Annotated in this window: 15 protein-coding genes; 11 read left to right on the top strand and 4 right to left on the bottom strand. The window is 72.9% G+C overall.

What is annotated here, in order from left to right:
• Positions 1 to 423: 423 nt before the first annotated feature.
• Entirely contained in the window at positions 424 to 876 is a 453-nt protein-coding gene (locus BU198_RS16575) for an RNA polymerase sigma factor (RefSeq protein ID WP_223244477.1), read from the top strand.
• 87 nt (positions 877 to 963) lie between these two features.
• Positions 964 to 1,851: an alpha/beta fold hydrolase gene (locus BU198_RS16570; protein ID WP_188297622.1), complete on the top strand. Its 888-nt coding sequence runs from the start codon at positions 964 to 966 to the stop codon at positions 1,849 to 1,851.
• On the opposite strand, the gene BU198_RS16565 is transcribed toward BU198_RS16570, so the two are convergent.
• From BU198_RS16565 to BU198_RS16555, 3 genes are all read right to left on the bottom strand, one after another.
• Positions 1,834 to 2,331: a hypothetical protein gene (locus BU198_RS16565; protein WP_188297621.1), complete on the bottom strand. Its 498-nt coding sequence runs from the start codon at positions 2,329 to 2,331 to the stop codon at positions 1,834 to 1,836. The two genes, BU198_RS16570 and BU198_RS16565, sit on opposite strands and share 18 nt — an antisense overlap.
• 139 nt (positions 2,332 to 2,470) lie before the next feature.
• Positions 2,471 to 3,913 carry a glyceraldehyde-3-phosphate dehydrogenase gene (locus BU198_RS16560; RefSeq protein ID WP_188297620.1) on the bottom strand — a complete coding sequence of 481 codons (1,443 nt, stop codon included), beginning with the start codon at positions 3,911 to 3,913 and terminating at the stop codon, positions 2,471 to 2,473.
• A 365-nt stretch (positions 3,914 to 4,278) separates the two neighbouring features.
• Positions 4,279 to 4,548 carry a hypothetical protein gene (locus BU198_RS16555; RefSeq protein ID WP_188297619.1) on the bottom strand — a complete coding sequence of 90 codons (270 nt, stop codon included), beginning with the start codon at positions 4,546 to 4,548 and terminating at the stop codon, positions 4,279 to 4,281.
• A 325-nt stretch (positions 4,549 to 4,873) separates the two neighbouring features.
• Between BU198_RS16555 and BU198_RS16550 the strand changes: the two genes are divergently transcribed.
• The 6 genes from BU198_RS16550 (at position 4,874) to BU198_RS16525 (ending at position 13,612) form a co-directional block, all read left to right on the top strand.
• A complete protein-coding gene (locus tag BU198_RS16550; RefSeq protein ID WP_188297618.1) occupies positions 4,874 to 7,048 on the top strand; it encodes a UvrD-helicase domain-containing protein in 2,175 nt (724 codons plus the stop codon).
• A 133-nt stretch (positions 7,049 to 7,181) separates the two neighbouring features.
• Entirely contained in the window at positions 7,182 to 7,649 is a 468-nt protein-coding gene (locus tag BU198_RS16545; RefSeq protein WP_188297617.1) for a GreA/GreB family elongation factor, read from the top strand.
• Between the two features lie 207 nt (positions 7,650 to 7,856).
• On the top strand, positions 7,857 to 9,245 hold the full coding sequence (locus BU198_RS16540) for an MFS transporter (RefSeq protein ID WP_188297616.1): 1,389 nt from the start codon (positions 7,857 to 7,859) through the stop codon (positions 9,243 to 9,245).
• Complete coding sequence (fdhD, locus tag BU198_RS16535) at positions 9,233 to 10,147, top strand: formate dehydrogenase accessory sulfurtransferase FdhD (RefSeq protein ID WP_188297615.1); 915 nt, start codon at positions 9,233 to 9,235, stop codon at positions 10,145 to 10,147. The genes BU198_RS16540 and fdhD overlap by 13 nt, the downstream gene beginning before the upstream one ends.
• 3 nt (positions 10,148 to 10,150) lie before the next feature.
• On the top strand, positions 10,151 to 11,149 hold the full coding sequence (locus tag BU198_RS16530) for a LysR family transcriptional regulator (protein ID WP_188297614.1): 999 nt from the start codon (positions 10,151 to 10,153) through the stop codon (positions 11,147 to 11,149).
• An 87-nt stretch (positions 11,150 to 11,236) separates the two neighbouring features.
• Complete coding sequence (locus BU198_RS16525; RefSeq protein ID WP_188297613.1) at positions 11,237 to 13,612, top strand: FdhF/YdeP family oxidoreductase; 2,376 nt, start codon at positions 11,237 to 11,239, stop codon at positions 13,610 to 13,612.
• 56 nt (positions 13,613 to 13,668) lie between these two features.
• On the opposite strand, the gene BU198_RS16520 is transcribed toward BU198_RS16525, so the two are convergent.
• Complete coding sequence (locus tag BU198_RS16520) at positions 13,669 to 14,970, bottom strand: YhgE/Pip domain-containing protein (protein WP_188297612.1); 1,302 nt, start codon at positions 14,968 to 14,970, stop codon at positions 13,669 to 13,671.
• 549 nt (positions 14,971 to 15,519) lie between these two features.
• Here BU198_RS16520 and BU198_RS16515 point away from each other — a divergent pair.
• The 3 genes from BU198_RS16515 to BU198_RS16505 form a co-directional block, all read left to right on the top strand.
• Positions 15,520 to 17,214 (top strand): NRAMP family divalent metal transporter, encoded by a 1,695-nt coding sequence (locus BU198_RS16515; RefSeq protein ID WP_188297611.1) that lies wholly within the window; start codon positions 15,520 to 15,522, stop codon positions 17,212 to 17,214.
• Between the two features lie 61 nt (positions 17,215 to 17,275).
• Positions 17,276 to 17,566 carry a hypothetical protein gene (locus BU198_RS16510; protein ID WP_188297610.1) on the top strand — a complete coding sequence of 97 codons (291 nt, stop codon included), beginning with the start codon at positions 17,276 to 17,278 and terminating at the stop codon, positions 17,564 to 17,566.
• A 61-nt stretch (positions 17,567 to 17,627) separates the two neighbouring features.
• Positions 17,628 to 17,820 (top strand): hypothetical protein (locus BU198_RS16505; protein WP_188297609.1); only part of this gene is annotated, 193 nt, incomplete at its 3' end.

Raw genomic sequence — 17,820 nt, 5'->3', positions numbered from 1 at the left:
TACGGGCCTGAACGTACACCTGCCGACGACGGGCTCGTACGGCCTCTCAGCGGTGGGCGCGCTCAGCCGCAGAGCGCCGCCGTCTCCCGCACCGCCGCCACCGCCCGGGCCAGCACCCCGGCCACCGCCACCGCGGCAACCACCCGCCGACCACCCATCCCCATCGCCCTCCCTCGACCTGTCAGTGACCCCTCAACATAGCGACCACCCCGCCCCCTCCCACCGCCGGGCCGGGCCCCAGCCACCGGCCCCGTTCCCGCCGACACACCCCACACCTTCGTCCAGTACCGTCCACCCGGGGGCGACAGCACGCCGACGGGGGGCGACATGACGGGCGCGACAGGCACAGCGGGCGCGACAGCCGCGGACGGCCGACACCCGAATCCGGCCCCGCTGGTCCGGGCGGCACAGCGGGGCGACGCCTTGGCCCTCGACGAACTCCTCGGCCTGCTGATGCCGTACGTCGGCCGCGTCTGCGCCCCGATCGCGCTACAGGACGCGCCCGACGCCGCACAGGAGGCGATGATCGCGATCGTACGGAACCTGCGCCAACTCAAGTCCCCCGAAGCCCTGTTCGGCTGGGCCAGGGCCATCGCCGCCCGCGAGGCAGTCCGGTTCGCCAGCCGCCGGAGGCCCTGGCCCGAGGCCGCCCCCGACCGACCCGACGACCATGACCCCGAGCTGGCAGCCGACATCCAGGACGTCCTGAAGCGCCTCCCGCCGGACCATCGGGCAATTCTGACATTACGTCACATCGAGGGACTGGATGAGAAGTCTGTGTCCGAGATCCTCGACCTGCCGCTGGGAACCGTCCGTTCACGACTCTTCCGCGCCCGGCACGGCTTCCGCACCGTTTGGGGCACCGGACTCCGCTGAGCCGGAGAAATCCACCGGCACCGGGGATTGCAACGCCTTCCGCCGCCCTCTCCTCTCCCGAAACCACCTCCGGGAGAGGAGACTCCGATGACCGACCCCCGCCCACTGCCCGATCTGCCGGACGTACGCCACCACCGGCTCGATGCCGACGGCGTCCGCCTCCACCTCGCCGAGGCCGGCAACGCGGAAGGCGCCCCGCTGCTGCTCCTGCACGGCTTCCCCCAGCACTGGTACGCCTGGCGGCAGGTGATCCCGCTACTCGGCGACGAGTTCCGACTGCTCTGCCTGGACCTGCCCGGCTTCGGCTGGTCCGAGGCACCGCACCGCGGCTACACCACCGACGAGCGCGCCCGCCTGGTACTCGCCGCCCTCGACCGGCTCGGGCTGCCGAAGGTTGGCCTGGTCGGCCACGACTGGGGCGCCTGGACGGGCTTCGAGCTGGCCCTGCGCGCACCCGAGCGGTTCACCGGCTTCCTCGCGCTCAACATGACCCACCCCTGGCCGCGCCAGCGCGCCCTGCTCGGTACGGCCTGGCGGTTCTGGTACACCGCCCTGCTGGAGTACCCGGGCATCGGCCGCCAGATCGTCCGCCACCACCCCGCCCTACTCGCCCACCTACTGCGGCGCGCCACCACGGCCGGACACCCGTGGCCCGCCGAGGAGATCGCCGAGTACACCGGCTCCGGCAGCACCCCCGGGGCGGCTCGCGCCGCCGAACGGCTGCACTGGGGATTCGTCGTCCGGGACATCCCGCACCTGGCACTCGGCGGGTACCGCAGGCGCCGCCTCACGGTCCCCACCCTGCTGCTCGGCGGCGAGCAGGACCCGGTGATCCGCCCGTCCCTGCTCTCACCCGCCGACGCCCCTGCCGACGACCTGCGGGCAGAGGTCCTACCCGACTGCGGGCATTTCCTGCCGCACGAGCGACCCGAGGCGGTGGCGGAAGCCGCCCGCCGGCTACTGCGGCGCCCGTGACCTCTCGCCGACCCGCCGCTCCAGCCGGTCCAGCAGCACCTCACCGCGCCGCTCGGTGAGCCCGCCGAGGAGCTGCTGCACCGGCCCGGCGCCGGGCACCCGCAGGCCGGCGAGCAGCGCGAAGCGCGTCCCGTCCCCCTCCGGTGCGGCCGCCATCCCGCCGAGCAGGACGCGGCTCTGCATCAGGCACCAGCCGCTGCGCAGCACGATCTCGAACCGCTCACGGTGACCGACGGCGCTCACCGCGAGCCCGTCCAGCCGCCCGTCCCTGCCGTCCGCCGCCGGACCGACCTCGAAGGAGCGCAGACCACTGATCAGCCCGGGCAGTTCGCCGGACAGGTCGCTCGCGACCGACCACACCGCGTCGAACCCGGCCGCGAGCCGCCGTTCGGCGAACAGCGGACGCCCGGCCCCGGCCGCCGCCAGCACCCGCAGCCGCCGCACCGGGTCCAGCTCGACCGTCGGCCACTCGTCCGTCATCCCCACCCCTTCCGCCGCCCCACCGATTCCGCGCTCTCCCACTGCCCCGCACGGTACCGCCTCCCGGAACGCCGGTGGGGCGGTGACCGACCGGTCACCGCCCCACCCCTGCTGCTCTTCTGCCTGCCCTACCGGTGGATCAGACCGCCGGGGCCGGGAAGGTCGGGTACTCGACGCCCGAGATGTACTGCACGACCCGGACGACCTGGCACGAGTAGCCGAACTCGTTGTCGTACCACAGGTAGAGGATCGCGTTGTCGCCCTCGACCTTGGTCGCGCCGGCGTCCACGATCGAGGCGTGGCGCGAGCCGATGAAGTCGCTGGAGACCGCGTCGGGCGAGTCGGTGTAGTCGATCTGACGCTTCAGCGGCGAGGTCAGCGAGATGTTCCGCAGGTACTCCAGGACGTCCTCGCGGTTGGTCTCCCGCTTCAGCTGGAGGTTGAGGATCGCGATGGAGACGTCCGGCACCGGGACGCGGATCGAGCTGCCGGTGATCTTCGCCTGGAGGTCCGGCAGGGCCTTGGCGACGGCCGAGGCGGCACCGGTCTCGGTGATCACCATGTTCAGCGGCGCCGAGCGGCCGCGACGGTCGGCCTTGTGGTAGTTGTCCAGCAGGTTCTGGTCGTTGGTGAACGAGTGGACGGTCTCCACGTGGCCGCGGACCACGCCGTACTCGTCCTCCATCGCCTTCAGCGGCGGGACGATGGCGTTGGTGGTGCACGAGGCGCAGGAGATGATCTGCTCGTCCGGCTTGATCATGTCGTGGTTGACGCCGTGCACGATGTTCGGGACGTCGCCCTTGCCAGGCGCGGTCAGCACGACCTTGGCGATGCCGGGGCGCAGGTGCTTCGACAGGCCCTCGCGGTCGCGCCAGCGGCCGGTGTTGTCGATCAGGATCGCGTCCTTGATCCCGTACTCCGTGTAGTCGACCTTGGTCGGGTCGTCGGAGTAGATCACCGTGATCTCGTTGCCGTTGACGACGATCTTGTTGTTCGCCTCGTCGACGGTGATCGTGCCCTGGAACTGGCCGTGGATGGAGTCCCGGCGCAGCAGCGAGGCCCGCTTGACCAGGTCGTCGCCGCCGCCGTTGCGCACGACGATGGCCTTCAGCCGCAGGCCGTTGGCCGAGGCCTTCTCGACCAGCAGCCGGGCGACCAGCCGGCCGATCCGGCCGAACCCGTACAGCACGACGTCCTGCCCGGACCGGCGCTCCAGCTTGTTCTCACCGGTGGCGCCGGCGACGGCCTGGGCGGTGAACTCCGCCACCGACAGCCCGCGGTCGTCCGCCCGGTACGTCGCGGCGAGCATGCCGAGGTCGATCTGCGAGGGGCCAAGGTCCAGGGTGGTCAGGGCCTCCAGGAACGGCATCGTCTCGGTGACCGAGAGCTCCTCGCCGGCTATCTGCCGGGCGAAGCGGTGCGTCTTGAGGAGGCTGACCACCGACTTGTTCACCAGGGACCGGCTGTGGAGCAGGACGGTGACGTCCCGCTCCCGGTGCAGCCGCCCGATGATCGGGATCATCGACTCCGCGATCTCCTCGCGGTTCTTCCAGTCCGTGAACACGTCGTCGTTGACAGTCACAAGTCCATCTTTCGAGCTGAGGGTGTTGCCCACATGGTAGCTTCGCCCGCCCGCGCCCCGACCGCCGGTCCCTCCCCCACACTCTCCACCCGAGCCCCCCACCTGCGCCTTCACCCCTCACCCCGCCCCGCGAAGGTGATCACCGCCACCTTCAGCCACCCCCGGGCTCGCGGGCACCGCGGCCCGTCCGGCCTACCAGCCGTCCGGACGAGTCCCGACCCGGACGGTCGACTGCAAACCGAGTCAAGCCGCCGGCACGGCAGCCTCCCGAACCCGGTCAACGGCAGCGACGCCAACCCGGGTTCTCTCCATCCGGAGGAGCCCTTCGACCGGCCGAACAGGAGGGCGTTTCGGGGACCTTCGGGTCACGCGTCCGGCAGGTCCGCCTTCGCGGAAAGGAGTGTGATCCGGGGGATGACCACGAGGCGCTCGCCCTCGCCGACCACCATGTCCTCCGGGAGGCCGTCCCGGTACGCCGCGGTCAGGTCCCGCCCGATGACCGCGATGTCACCGTTGTCGAGTTCCCAGACGTCGGGGCAGCCGTCCCGGCCTCCCGTGGTGCCCAGTTCGGTCGGCGACTTGCCCAGGCGCCGGGTCGGCACGGCGTCGGGGTCGGCGTCCCACGGCTGCTTCATCACGCCTCCGGCATGTCGCACCAACCCTCGACTACACACCGTACAAACCGTCCCGACTCAGAGTCAATAGCGAACCCCGCCGCCCGACTGCCGCGTCACGCCCGTACGTTGTCGGCCGGTACGCCGCCGACCACGCACGCCCCGACTCCGTCGTCCTCGTTCCCGGCCACATCCGGGCCGCCGACGTCCAGCGCCGGCTCGCGGTCGACGGCCGGCAGCGGCTCACCGCACGCCGCCGGGCGGCCCGCCGCGGGTGATCACTCGGCCAGTACAGTGAGGCGGACTGCCCGGCCGCGCGGACGGGCAGGGGCGCGAGGGGGCCGGGGTGGCGACGCTGGGCATGCACCGGGACTTCCTGATGGAGTTCGCGGCGCTGGAGAAGCCGGTGCAGCGGCGGGTCTTCGAGACCTTCGAGAAGTTCACCGAGGCCACCCACGCCGGCCTGCACCTGGAGAAGCTCACCAACCAGCGGGACCCCCGGATACGGACCATCCGGATCACCGACTTCTGGCGCGGGGTCGTCCTCAAGGCCGACCGGGGCGACGGCTACCTCCTGCTGAAGGTCCTTCCGCACGACAAGGCCAACGACTGGGCCTGCAAGCACCGGGCCTCGGTCAACGCCGCCACCCAGGGCGTCGAGATCCGCAACGACGTCGCGCTGGAACGGGCCTCCCGGTCGCTGAAGGTGCTGGCCGCCGACGAGCCCAGGAGGCTCTTCGCCGACCGCTCCGACAAGGTCCTGCGCAGCCTGGGCATCGACGAGGAGATCCTGCCGATCATCCGGCTGCTCCCCGACGAGGCCCACCTGGAGGCGCTCCACCGGGTGCTGCCGGAGCAGCAGTTCGACGTCCTGATCGGCCTCGCGAGCGGGATGGAGCCGGCCGAGATCGACCGCGAGATCGTCCGGGCGTACACCCGGACGGCCACCCCCGCGAGCGTCGGACAGCCCGCCGGCGGACTGCTCTCGGCCATGGTCCGCGCGCGCGGCAGGGTCGCCCTGGTCTCCGGGCCCGACGAACTGCGGGAGATCCTGGACCGCCCCTTCGACGCCTGGCGGATCTTCCTGCACCCGGCCCAGTACCGGGTCGCCTACCGGGAGTCGTACAACGGGCCGGCCCGGGTGACCGGCGGTCCCGGGACCGGGAAGACGGTGGTGGCCCTGCACCGGGCCTACCACCTGGCCCGCCGGTTGCCGGCGGACGCCCCTGACGGATCGATTCTGCTGACCACCTTCTCCGAGGACCTCGCCGCGGAGCTGGAGCGCTGCCTCGCCCTGCTCGTCACGGACGAGCGGAGCCGGGCGAGGATCCGGGTGGTCACCGTCGACGCGCTCGCCGACGAGGTCCTCCGGCGCACGCGCGGCGGCGCCCCGCAGAAGGTCCTCTTCCAGCAGCACGCGGTCCTCGCCCGCTGGGGACGCGTCGCCCGCCGGCTCGGCTCGGAGTTCACCGACGTGTTCCTCGACCAGGAGTGGCGTCAGGTCGTCCTGGCCCAGGTGGTCGAGAGCCCCGAGCAGTACCTGCGGGCACCGCGGTCCGGCCGCGGCAAGGCCATGGGGCCGAAGGAGCGGGCCCGGCTGTGGCGCGTGGTGGCCGCGTTCGAGGAGGAGCTGCGGAAGGCCGGGGAGCTGACGTTCCTCCAGGTCTGCGCGCAGGCCGCACGGGTGCTCGACGAACGGGACGAGCGCCCGTTCCGGCACGTGGTGATCGACGAGGCGCAGGACCTGCACCCCGTCCAGTGGCGCTTCCTGCGCGCGCTCGTGGCCGCCGGGCCGGACGACCTGTTCCTCGTCGGCGATCCGCACCAGCGGATCTACGGGAACAAGGTCTCGCTGCGCTCGCTCGGCATCCAGGTGGTCGGCCGCTCCTCCCGCCTCCGGATCAACTACCGGACGACGCAGGAGATCCTCAGCTGGTCCGCCTCCCTGCTCACCGGCGAGCGCCCGGACGACATGGACGGCGGGACGGAGTCACTGGCCGGCTACCACTCGACCCTGCACGGCGCGCACCCCGAGGTCCACGGCCATCCCGACAAGGCCGAGGAGATCCGGGCCCTCGTCGCCCGCGTCGAGGAGTGGATCGCCTCGGGCGCGAGCCCCGAGGACATCGGAGTGGCCGTACGGAGTGGCCGGCTCGGCCGCGACATCGCCCAGACCCTGGAGCGGAGCGGGATTCCCGCCTCCCCCCTCGGCAACGCACCGTCCCCCGGCGTCCGGGTCGGCACCATGCACCGGATGAAGGGGCTGGAGTTCCGCTGCGTCGCCGTGGTGGGCGTGAGCGACGGCCTGATTCCCCTGCGCAGCGCGATCACCCCGGCGGACACCGACCCGCAGCAGCACCAGGAGGACCTCGACGGCGAGTTGAGCCTGCTCTTCGTCGCGTGCACCCGCGCCCGGGAAGCCCTCGCCGTCTCCTGGCACGGGGCACCCAGCCCGTTCCTCGAACCGGTCGTCGCGCGGCGGGTTCCGGTGCAGGAACGGTTCGGCGTCCTGACCCGCTGACACACCTGGCCGGCAGGTCGCAGGCCCGGCAGGTCGGCGACCCGGCGGCCGGAGTTGCCCGGGTCCGCGGGCGGTGGGGTAATGGGAGGCGGCCGGTGTTCGAGCGTGTGACGAGCAGCCCCGGGAGCTTGGGATGAGCGGTGGGCCGGAACCGATCAGTGCCGAGGGCCTGCGTGCGGTGCAGGAGGAGTTGGCGCAGCTGCGGGCGGAGCGGGGGGAGGTGGCCGCGACGCTGCGCGGGGTGGAGCCGGTGGGGGACCGGGCGGACGCGGCGGACGAGTTGCAGCGGGCGTCGGAGGTGACCCGGCTGGACCGGCGGATCACCGAGCTTGAGGTGCGGCTGCGGGAGGCCGAGGTCGCCGGGGAGCCGTCCGCGCGGGTGGTGGGGGTGGGGTCGACGGTGACCGTGCGGTTCGACGACGGCGCGGAGGAGACCGTCGAGATCTCCGAGCTGGCGGAGGAACGGGATCTCACCCTGGTGACCTTCGACAGCCCGCTCGGGAAGGCGCTGCTCGGGCGGCACGCCGGGGAGACTGTGCACTACGACACCCCGGCCGGCGCGGCCAGCGCGGTGGTGCTGTCGGTGGGCGCCACGGCATAGCCCGGGCGGAATTCCCGATCGCATTGTTCAGAATATGCCGAGGGCATTCCGAGGGTATGCCGAAGGGTTAATTCTGGAATTCTTCGATAGGCGCCGCCTGTCAGCTCACAGGAACGGCTTCTTTGACGCCCCGCGACGACGGACCACACACTGGACCTGCGGAGATCCAGGAATGGCCGGAAAGTCGGAAACGGGGAAGAACAGCGCATGGGCGGCACCGAAGAAATTCCCGTTCCGCGCTGCGCCCACCGCTGGTTCCCGGCGGCCGCCGCCGTCGCCGTCGCCGCCTGGGGCGCCAACCAGTTCACCGCGCTGGCCACCGTGTACCGGGCGCGCACCGACTGGTCGGCGCTCTCGCTCGCCGCGATGTTCTCGGTCTACCTGGTCGGCCTGGTGCCCGGGCTGCTGCTGGGCGGCCCCGCCGCCGACCGCTACGGACGGCGGCGGACGGTGCGCGGCGCGCTGGCGCTGTCCGCCGCCTCCAGCGTGGTGCTGGCCCTGGCGGACGAGCCGGACGTGTACGCCGCCCGGCTGGGCACCGGCTTCGCGGCCGGGCTGGTCTTCCTGGCCGGGACGACCTGGCTGCGCGAACTCTCCGGCCCGGGGACGGCACCCGAAACGTCGGCCCGCCGTGCGATGTACGCCACCGGTACGGGCTTCGCGGCCGGGGCGCTGGCCTCCGGGGTGGTCGCCGAGTGGCTGCCCGGACCGATGGTGCTGCCGGGCCTCGCCCATGCGCTGGGCTGTCTGCTGGTGCTGTGCGCCACCCGCGGGCTCCCGGAGACCGCTCGGCGCGACCGCGGCACGCCACCCCTCGGCACGCCACCGCACCACGCGTCACCGCACCACACACCACCGCACCGCACCGCGGCCGTCCGCCACCCCCGGTTCCGCTACGTCGTCCTGCCCGCCAGCCCGGCCGTGCTCGGCGCCGCCACCGTGGCGTACGTGGTGCTGCCGCCGCTGGTCGCCGACCGGGTGCCCGGCTACGCGCCGCTGTTCAGCGGCCTGGTCGCGGCGCTGACCCTGGCCACCGGGGTGGTCGCCCAGCCCTTCGCCGCCCGGCTGGACGACGCGGACAGCGCCCGGGCCACCCTCACCGCGATGGCCACGGTGATCGCCGGACTGCTGCTCGGTGCCCTCGCCGTCGTCCGCGACTCGGTCGGCCTGGTGGTGGTGGCCGCCGTCGTCCTCGGCACCGGGTACGGGCTGACGCTCGGCGCGGGGCTGCACGAGGTGGAGCGGCTGACGGCGCACTCCTCCGGGCCGACCTCCGCCTCGCTCTACCAGAGCACCACCTCCAGCGGCTTCCTCACCCCGCTGCTGCTCGCCGGCACCGCCGGTCACGCCTCCTATCCGGCGCTCCTGGCGGGCATGGCGGCGATCGGCCTGCTCTGCCTGGCGGTCACCGCCGCCCACGGCCGCCGCCATCTGCCCGGCCCGCCGGGCCGGGACGGCCTGCCCGGGCAGCCCCACCAACCCGACCAGCCCCACCTGCCCGGCCCTCCCGGCCCGCGCGCCGCCGCCAGGAGGGAGGATTCATCCGTACAGACCGGAGCGACACCACCGAGGAGCCGACGACCATGGGCCGAGTGACCGTACCCCGCAGAGTGCTGCGCCTGCGCCAGGGCGTGCCCTCGTACCGCCCCGACACCCTGGCCGCCGAGGAGCCGATGGAGATCCGGGTCGGCGGGCGCCCGCTGACGGTGACCATGCGCACCCCCGGCAGCGACTTCGACCTGGCGGCCGGCTTCCTGGTCAGCGAGGGCGTGGTGCACGCCGCCGGGCAGGTCGCCGGCATCCGCTACTGCGCGGGCGCGACCGCCGACGGCGGCAACACCTACAACGTGGTGGACGTCCTGCTCGCCCCCGGCGTGCCCGCCCCCGACGCCTCGCTGGAGCGCAACTTCTACACCACCTCCTCCTGCGGCCTGTGCGGCAAGGCCAGCCTGGACGCGGTGCGCACCACCGCGCCGTGGAGCGTCGCCGAGGACGGGCTGCGCGTCACCCCCGCGCTGCTCTCGGCGCTGCCCGACCGGCTGCGCGCCGCCCAGAAGGTCTTCGACAGCACCGGCGGCCTGCACGCGGCGGGCCTGTTCGACGCCGACGGGCGGCTGCTCTGCCTGCGCGAGGACGTGGGCCGGCACAACGCCGTGGACAAGGTGGTCGGCCACGCGCTGCGCGAGGGCCTGCTGCCGGCCCGTGGCACGGTGCTGATGGTCAGCGGCCGGGCCTCCTTCGAGCTGGTGCAGAAGGCCGTGATGGCGGGCATACCAGTGCTCGCGGCGGTCTCCGCGCCGTCCTCGCTCGCGGTGGACCTCGCCGAGGAGACCGGGCTGACCCTGGTCGGCTTCCTGCGCGGAGACTCGATGAACGTCTACACCCGCACGGACCGCATCGACACCGACCGCACCCGCACCGACCGCACCGGCACCGACCACATCGAGACGGACCGCATCGGCACGGACCACGTCGACACCGCCACCGGGGCCGAGTAGCAGATGCTCTTCCGCCAGCTGGAATACCTCGTCGCGCTCGCCCACGAGCGCCACTTCGCCCGCGCCGCCCAGGCCTGCCACGTCTCCCAGCCCGCCCTCTCCGAGGCCCTGCGCAAGCTGGAGGACGAGCTGGAGGTGCTCCTGGTGCGGCGCGGCCGCGCCTACGAGGGCCTGACCCCCGAGGGCGAGCGGATCGTGCTCCGGGCGCAGCGCATCCTGGCCGACCGGGACGCCCTGCGGGACGAGGTGGACGCGCTGCGCACCGGCCTGGGCGGCCGGCTGCGGATCGGCTCGGTGCCGACCGCCTCGGGCGCCGTCCCGCTGCTCACCGCGCCGTTCTGCGCCGCTCACCCGCTGGCCTCCGTGGAGCTTTCCACCGATCTGCGCTCCGACGAACTCCTGCGCCAGGTACGGAACTTCGAGATCGACGCGGGCATCACCTACCTGCCGGACCCGGGCGCCGACAACACCGGCGACACCGGCAAACCCGACAACACCGGCAACACCCACGGCACCCACGGCACCCACGGCACCCACGACACCGACGGCCTGCGCGCGCTCCCGCTCTACGAGGAGCGGTACGTCCTGCTGACCGGCCCGGCCGACGAGCTGGCCCGGCACCCGCGGGCGACCTGGGAGGAGGCCTCCCGGCTGCCGCTGTGCCTGCTGGAACCCGGCATGCAGGGCCGTCGGGTGCTGGACGGGGTGTTCGCCGGCCTCGGGCTGGCGCCGGCGCCGAGCGTCGAGACCGATTCGGTGGCCTCGCTCTTCGCCCACGTCCGCACCGGCCACTGGGCGAGCATCGTCCCGTACGCCTGGCTGCACGTGTTCGGCGTGCCGCGCGGGATGCGGGCCGTCCCGCTGGCGGAGCCGGTGCACAGCGCGCCGATCGCCCTGGTGACCGCCGCCAGGGAACCCGGCTCGGTGATGGCCCGCGCGCTGCTGGCGGTCGCCCGGCGGACGGATGTCGCCGCCGTCCTCGCCACCCTGCCGGAGGAGTGAGCGCTCGGCGCGCGGCCCCCGACCGCCGGACGTAGCGTCGACCCCAACGCCGGGTGCCCGACCCCCGAGCGACGGAAGGCGACCACCGTGACCACCTCCGACGACACCGCCCCCACTCCCCCACGGGAACCGCAGGGACCGCAGGAACAGCCACCGGAACAGCCGCGGGAGCGGCCGGAGAACGACGGCCCCTCCCCCGCCGGCCCGCCCCACGTCCAGCCGTACCACCACCCGGCCGCCGGCTGGGGCGCCGCGAAGAGCGTCACCCGCTTCCTGCTGCGCGAGGGCGCGTACCTGGACGGGCCGCGTGCGGTGATGCGGATGAACCACGAGGACGGCGGCTTCGACTGCCCCGGCTGCGCCTGGCCCGACGACACCAAGGGCCTGCACCTGGACATCTGCGAGAACGGCATCAAGCACGTCACCTGGGAGATGACCCGCAAGCGGGTCGGCCGGGAGTTCTTCGCCGCGCACTCGGTGACCGAGCTGTCCGGGTGGAGCGACTTCGCGCTGGAGGACCAGGGCCGGCTCACCGAGCCGATGGTCTACGACGCGGACACCGACCACTACGTGCCGATCGGCTGGAAGGACGCGTTCGCCCTGGCCGGCGGCGCCCTGCGCGGGCTGGACGACCCGAACCGGGCCGCGTTCTACACCTCGGGCCGGCTCGGCAACGAGGCGACCTTCCTCTACCAGCTGCTGGCCCGCGAGCTGGGCACCAACAACCTGCCCGACTGCTCCAACATGTGCCACGAGGCCAGCGGCCGCGCGTTGCAGGCCGCGCTCGGCACCGGAAAGGGGACGGTCGACCTCAAGGACTGGGAGGTCACCGACGCGCTGTTCATCCTGGGCGTCAACGCGGCCTCCAACGCGCCCCGGATGCTCACCTCGCTCGCCGAGGCGTACAAGCGCGGCGCGCAGATCGTCCACATCAACCCGCTGGTCGAGGCGGCGGCGACCCGGACGATCATCCCGCACGACTTCACCGACATGGCCCTGAACCGGGCGACCCGCACCGGCACCCTGAACCTCCAGCCGCGGATCGGCGGCGACATGGCGCTGCTGCGCGGCATGGCGAAGGCGATCCTGGAGCAGTCCGCGACCGACGAGCGGGCGCTGGACCGGCTGTTCGTCGAGCGCCACACCAGCGGCTTCGAGGCCTACCGCGACGTCTGCGAGAGCACGCCCTGGGAGGAGATCGAGCGCCAGAGCGGGCTGGACCGGGCCGCCGTCCTCAAGGCGGCACGGGTCTACCGGGAGGCCGACCGCTCGATCTTCAGCTGGTGCCTGGGCGTCACCCAGCACGAGCACGGGGTGGACACCGTCCGGGAGATCGTCAACCTCCTGCTGCTGCGCGGCAACCTGGGCCGCGAGGGTGCGGGGCCCTCCCCGGTGCGCGGGCACAGCAACGTCCAGGGCAACCGCACCTGCGGCATCGACCACCGGCCCGCCGACGCGTTCCTGGACCGGCTCGCCGAGGCGTGCGGGATCGAGCCGCCGCGCGAACACGGGCTGGACACCGTCGGCACGATCGAGGCGATGCGGCGCGGGGAGATCGAGGTGTTCGTCGGCATGGGCGGCAACTTCGCGCTCGCCGCACCGGACACCCCGTACACCCACCAGGCCCTGGCGGCCTGCGCGCTGACCGTCCAGGTGAGCACCAAGCTGAACCGCAGCCACCTGGTGCACGGGCGGCGGGCGCTGATCCTGCCGTGCCTGGGCCGCACCGAGAAGGACCACCAGCGGGCCGGGGTGCAGTCCACCTCGGTCGAGGACTCGATGAGCATGGTGCACCTGTCGGTCGGGATGAAGCGCCCGGCCTCGCCGCACCTGCTCTCCGAGCCCGCGATCGTCGCCGGGATCGCCCGCGCCGCGCTGCCGGACAGCCCCACCCCGTGGGAGTGGTACATCGAGGACTACGACCGCATCCGCGACACCATGGCCCGGGTGCTGGACGGCTTCGAGGACTTCAACCGCCGGGTGCGGCTGCCGCTGGGCTTCCGGATCAAGCAGCCGGCCCGCGAACTGGTCTTCCTCACCCGCTCCGGCAAGGCCGAGTTCTCCACCGCCCCGCTGCCCGACGTGGTCCCCGCGCCCGGCACCCTGGCGCTGGGCACGATGCGCTCGCACGACCAGTGGAACACCACCATCTACTCGGACGACGACCGCTACCGGGGCGTGAAGAACCTGCGCACCCTGGTGTTCATGAACCGGGACGACATGCGCGAGCGCGGCCTGGCCGAGTTCGACCGGGTGGACGTCACCAGCACCGCCGGGGACGGCAGCACCCGCTCGGTGCACGGGTACCTGGCCGTCCCGTACGACATCCCGCGCGGCTGCGCGGCCGGGTACATGCCGGAGCTGAACGTGCTGTGCGCGATCGGCGACTTCAGCACCCAGAGCGACCAGCCGATCATGAAGCACCTGAAGGTGACCGTCGAGCGGGCCGGGAGGACGGGTTAGCCGCCGGGAGGCAGGGCTGGTCGCCGGAGAAGGACGGGCCGGACGGGCTAGTCGGGCTAGTCGGAGGGCTGGGGCGTCCAGCGGTGCAGGCCCTTGCGGTCGTAGTAGCGGGTCATCCCGAAGCCGAACAGCAGGGCCAGCACCACGCCGACGCCGATCATGACCCAGCCGCGGGTCAGGCCGGCGTCGGCCCTGGCGTCGAAGAAGAGGATCGCCCGGATGCCGTCGCTGAGCTGGCGCATCGGCTCGAAGACGCTCAGGAAGCGGTAGAAGCCCGGCACCGCCTGGAGCGGGACGGTGGCGCCGGAGGAGGGCAGCGCCAGCGCGATGAAGACGAACATCGACACCAGCTGCCCGATCCCGCCGAACGCGGCGTTGATCGCCTGCACTCCGAGGCCCACGGCGAGGCTCGCGCAGTAGGCGAAGATCCAGAGCAGGGCCTGGTGCGGGGCGTCCATGCCGAGGATGCCGACCGAGCAGAGCAGCACCAGTGAGGTGGTGAGCAGCATGATCCCGGCCGTCATGACCATCTTCAGCAGCAGGGTCTGGGTGCGGCTGATCGGGACGGTCGGGCGGCGGGTGTGCCAGGGGCCCAGCTCGCTGTCGCTGTAGCCGAGCGCGCCGTCGACGCCGTTGTGGATGATGTTGCCGCCGATGAAGCCGGTCAGCACGGCCAGCAGGGTGTAGTAGAAGGCGCTCAGGCCGAGCCCGCTGTGGCCGCCGATCGGGTGGCCGACCTGGGTGGTGACGGCGATCGGGTCGGCGAGCAGCAGTCGCGCGGTGGCGCCGGTGTCCGGGCCGGGGGCGCCGGAGGCGGGTACGGCGGCGAGCAGCTGTCGGCCGGCCGCCAGCGAGGCCTGGTGAGCGGCGTTCTGGGCGATCTGCGCGGCGATCGAGGCGCCGAGGCTGCCCATGCCGGGGTTGGTCAGCACGGTGACGGCCGGCCGTTCGGTGGCCCCGCCGGTGGCCAGTGCGGTGACGGCGGCGCTGAAGTCCTTCGGGACGACGAGCGCGCCGTAGACCTTGCCGGAGGCGAGCTGCTCGCGCAGCCCGGCCGCGTCGACCTGCCGCCACTCGACGGTGCTGCCGGGGGTGCCGGCCACCACGGCGCCGGCCAGCTGGGCCCCGAGGGCGGCCGGCTGACCGGGCGGCGGCGGGCCCTGGTCCTCGTTCACCAGGGCGATCGGCAGCCGGTGCAGGTGCCCGCTCGGGTCGAGGATGCCGCCCATGTAGAGCAGCGAGAGGACGACGGCCAGCAGGCCGCACAGGACGCTCGGGAAGAGCCAGAGCTTCGGGTGGCGGGCGAGCGTCAGCGCCCGCGCCTGCCGGGGGGACCCCTGGGAGTCTGCGGTCGCCATGCCATCCCTCGGGTTCGGGCACGCCCTGGTGCCGCTGCGGGTACGGCGGGAAGTCGTTCCGTGGCGGCCGGAGGGCCAAACCCCCGTCACCCGGCCGGCCGCCGTACCGAAGCACCCACAGAAGGTAAAGATTTAACCAAGTGCGCAAGTATCGCCTCCGGGTGGGGCTAGGCTCTGACGAGTTGGGGTGAACCGGCGGTCGCGTTCCGCGGGCCGGTGAACTCCTTGCCGCGTCGATGACACGCACCACGGGGTGCGCCGGCCGGGAGGAGGCGAGAGACATGGATTGCAGTAGTCCGGGCCACAGTCGCCCCTACCCCCGCCTGTCCTCGTACACCTCCGGCATGCGGTAACACCTTTCCCTGCACGATGTCCTGACGATTCGTCAGCCACGACGCCACGTCGTCCCGCACGCGACTCCGCCATGCCCGCACGCCTTCGTCCGGGCCGCTCCGCCGCGCGCCGATGCGCCGTGCCCGCCCGCAGGGATCGCTGCCGCCTGCCTCCGACCCGCCCCGGGCCGCCCGTCCGGGCTCCAGGAGGAAACCCATGACCACTCAGACCACTCAGACCACCCACGCCGCCCCCGCCACCCCAACCGCCCACAACTCCCTCGACTCCACGGCGCCCGAGCCGCGTTCGGCCGTCCTCGACGACGCGCACGTCGGCGACATCAGGGGCGCGCTCGGCACCATCCGGCTCGACGACACCACACCCCGCCACGGCCTGTCGGCGCGGCTGAAGACCCTGCTCGCGGTCGTCGGACCCGGCCTGATCGTGATGGTCGGCGACAACGACGCCGGCGCCTTCTCCACCTACGGGCAGGCCGGGCAGAACTACGGCACCCGGCTGCTGTGGACGCTGCTGATGCTCGTCCCGGTGCTCTACGTCAACCAGGAGATGGTGCTGCGCCTGGGCGCTGTCACCGGCGTCGGCCACGCCCGGCTGATCCTGGAGCGCTTCGGGAAGTTCTGGGGAGCGTTCAGCGTGATCGACCTGTTCCTGCTGAACGCCCTGACGCTGGTCACCGAGTTCATCGGGGTGACCCTCGCGGCCGGGTACCTGGGGCTGCCGAAGGCGGCCTCCGTGGTCCTGGCCGCCGGGATCATCATCGCCTCGGCCTTCACCGGCTCCTTCCGGCGCTTCGAACGGGTCGCCGTCACCCTGTGCCTGGGCTCGCTGCTGCTGGTGCCGGTCTACTTCCTGGTCCACCCGAAGACCTCGCAGCTGGCGCACGACTTCGTGGTGCCCAGCATGCCCGGCGGCGCGGGCGAACTGGCGGCCGTGATGCTGGTGATCATCTCCATCGTCGGCACCACCGTGGCGCCCTGGCAGCTGTTCTTCCAGCAGTCGTACGTCATCGACAAGCGGATCACCCCCCGCTTCATGACGTACGAGAAGGCCGACCTCTGGATCGGCATCGTGATCGTGATCGTCGGCGCCGCCGCCATGATGGGCTTCACCGCCGCCGCCTTCGCGGGCACCGACGGCGCCGGCCACTTCTCCGACGCGGCCGCCGTCGCCCGGGGCATCGAGGACAAGGCCGGCCGCCTGGCGGGCGTGCTGTTCGCCATCGCGCTGCTGGACGCCTCGATCATCGGCGCCTTCGCGGTCTCCCTGTCCACCGCGTACGCGATCGGCGACGTCTTCGGCATCAGGCACTCGCTGCACCGCGGGGTGAAGGGCGCCAAGGGCTTCTACGGGATCTACGCGGGCCTGGTCGTCGCGGCGGCGGCGATCACCCTGCTCTCCACCGACCGCGCCCAGGGCCTGATGACCCAGTTCGTCCAGGTGCTGGCGGGGGTGCTGCTGCCCTCCGCGACCGTCTTCCTGCTGCTGCTCTGCAACGACAGGGCCGTGCTCGGCCCCTGGGTGAACGGTCCCAGGACCAACGCCTTCACCTCGGCGGTGGTCGGCGTCCTGGTGACGCTCTCGCTGATCCTCACCGCCGCCGTGGTCTGGCCGGACATCAGCTCCGGGGCGATCCTGTGGATCATGGCCGGCTGTGGCGTCGCCGGGGTGCTCGTCGCCGGGTACTCCTTCACCTCCGGACGCCGCGGCACCAAGGAGGACCCCATCGACCGCACCGGCCGGGAGAACTGGCGGATGCCCCCGCTGGAGACCCTCGACAAGCCGGTGATGTCCACCGCCCGCAAGATCGGCATGGGCGCGCTGCGCGCCTACCTGCTGCTCGCGATGGCCATGGTCATCGTCAAGATCGTCCAGACCGCGCTGGACCACTGAGCCGTCCGGCCAGCCGCGCGATCCCCCTCTGCCCGCCGTCCCGTCACGGAGGTGACCTGCCATGACCATCGTCGCCGTCCTCCGGCCCACCCGTCCGTCCACCGACCGGGGCCGACCGCGCTCCGCCTTCTCCACCCTCTTCGCCGTCGGCCGACGGCTGGCGGCGAGCCCCCTGGAGACCCCCGTGCTCCAGGCCCTCCCGGCCCTCGCCGCGGACCCGGCGGACGGGGGCGCCGGCCCGGCGGGCACCGACACCGGCACCGGCACCGGCGGGCTGCGGGCCCGCTGGCGGGCCGTCACCGCGCCGGACGGAACCACCCGGCTGGAAGCCCGCTGGCACCCCGACCGCTGAACGGCCCGCCCCGTCCGGGCTCCCGCCGCCACCCGACCAGACCCCGTAGGAGGACCCCTCGATGACCCGAACCGTCCTGTTCCCCCGGACCGGCCGAGGGACCGCGCTGTGCGGCGTCCTGCTGCTGATCACCACCGAGGGCCTCGCCGTCGGCCTCGCGCCCCACCCGCTGCGGCTGTTCCTGTCCGGCGCCTTCCTCGGCGCCTCGGTCGCCGGGCTGCTGCTCGCCCTGCTGCTGGCCGGCACCCGGCGGC

The sequence above is a fragment of the Streptomyces sp. CBMA156 genome, assembly GCF_014596515.1.
GTDB lineage: Bacteria > Actinomycetota > Actinomycetes > Streptomycetales > Streptomycetaceae > Kitasatospora.
This window is presented reverse-complemented; position numbering and strand designations above follow the sequence as displayed.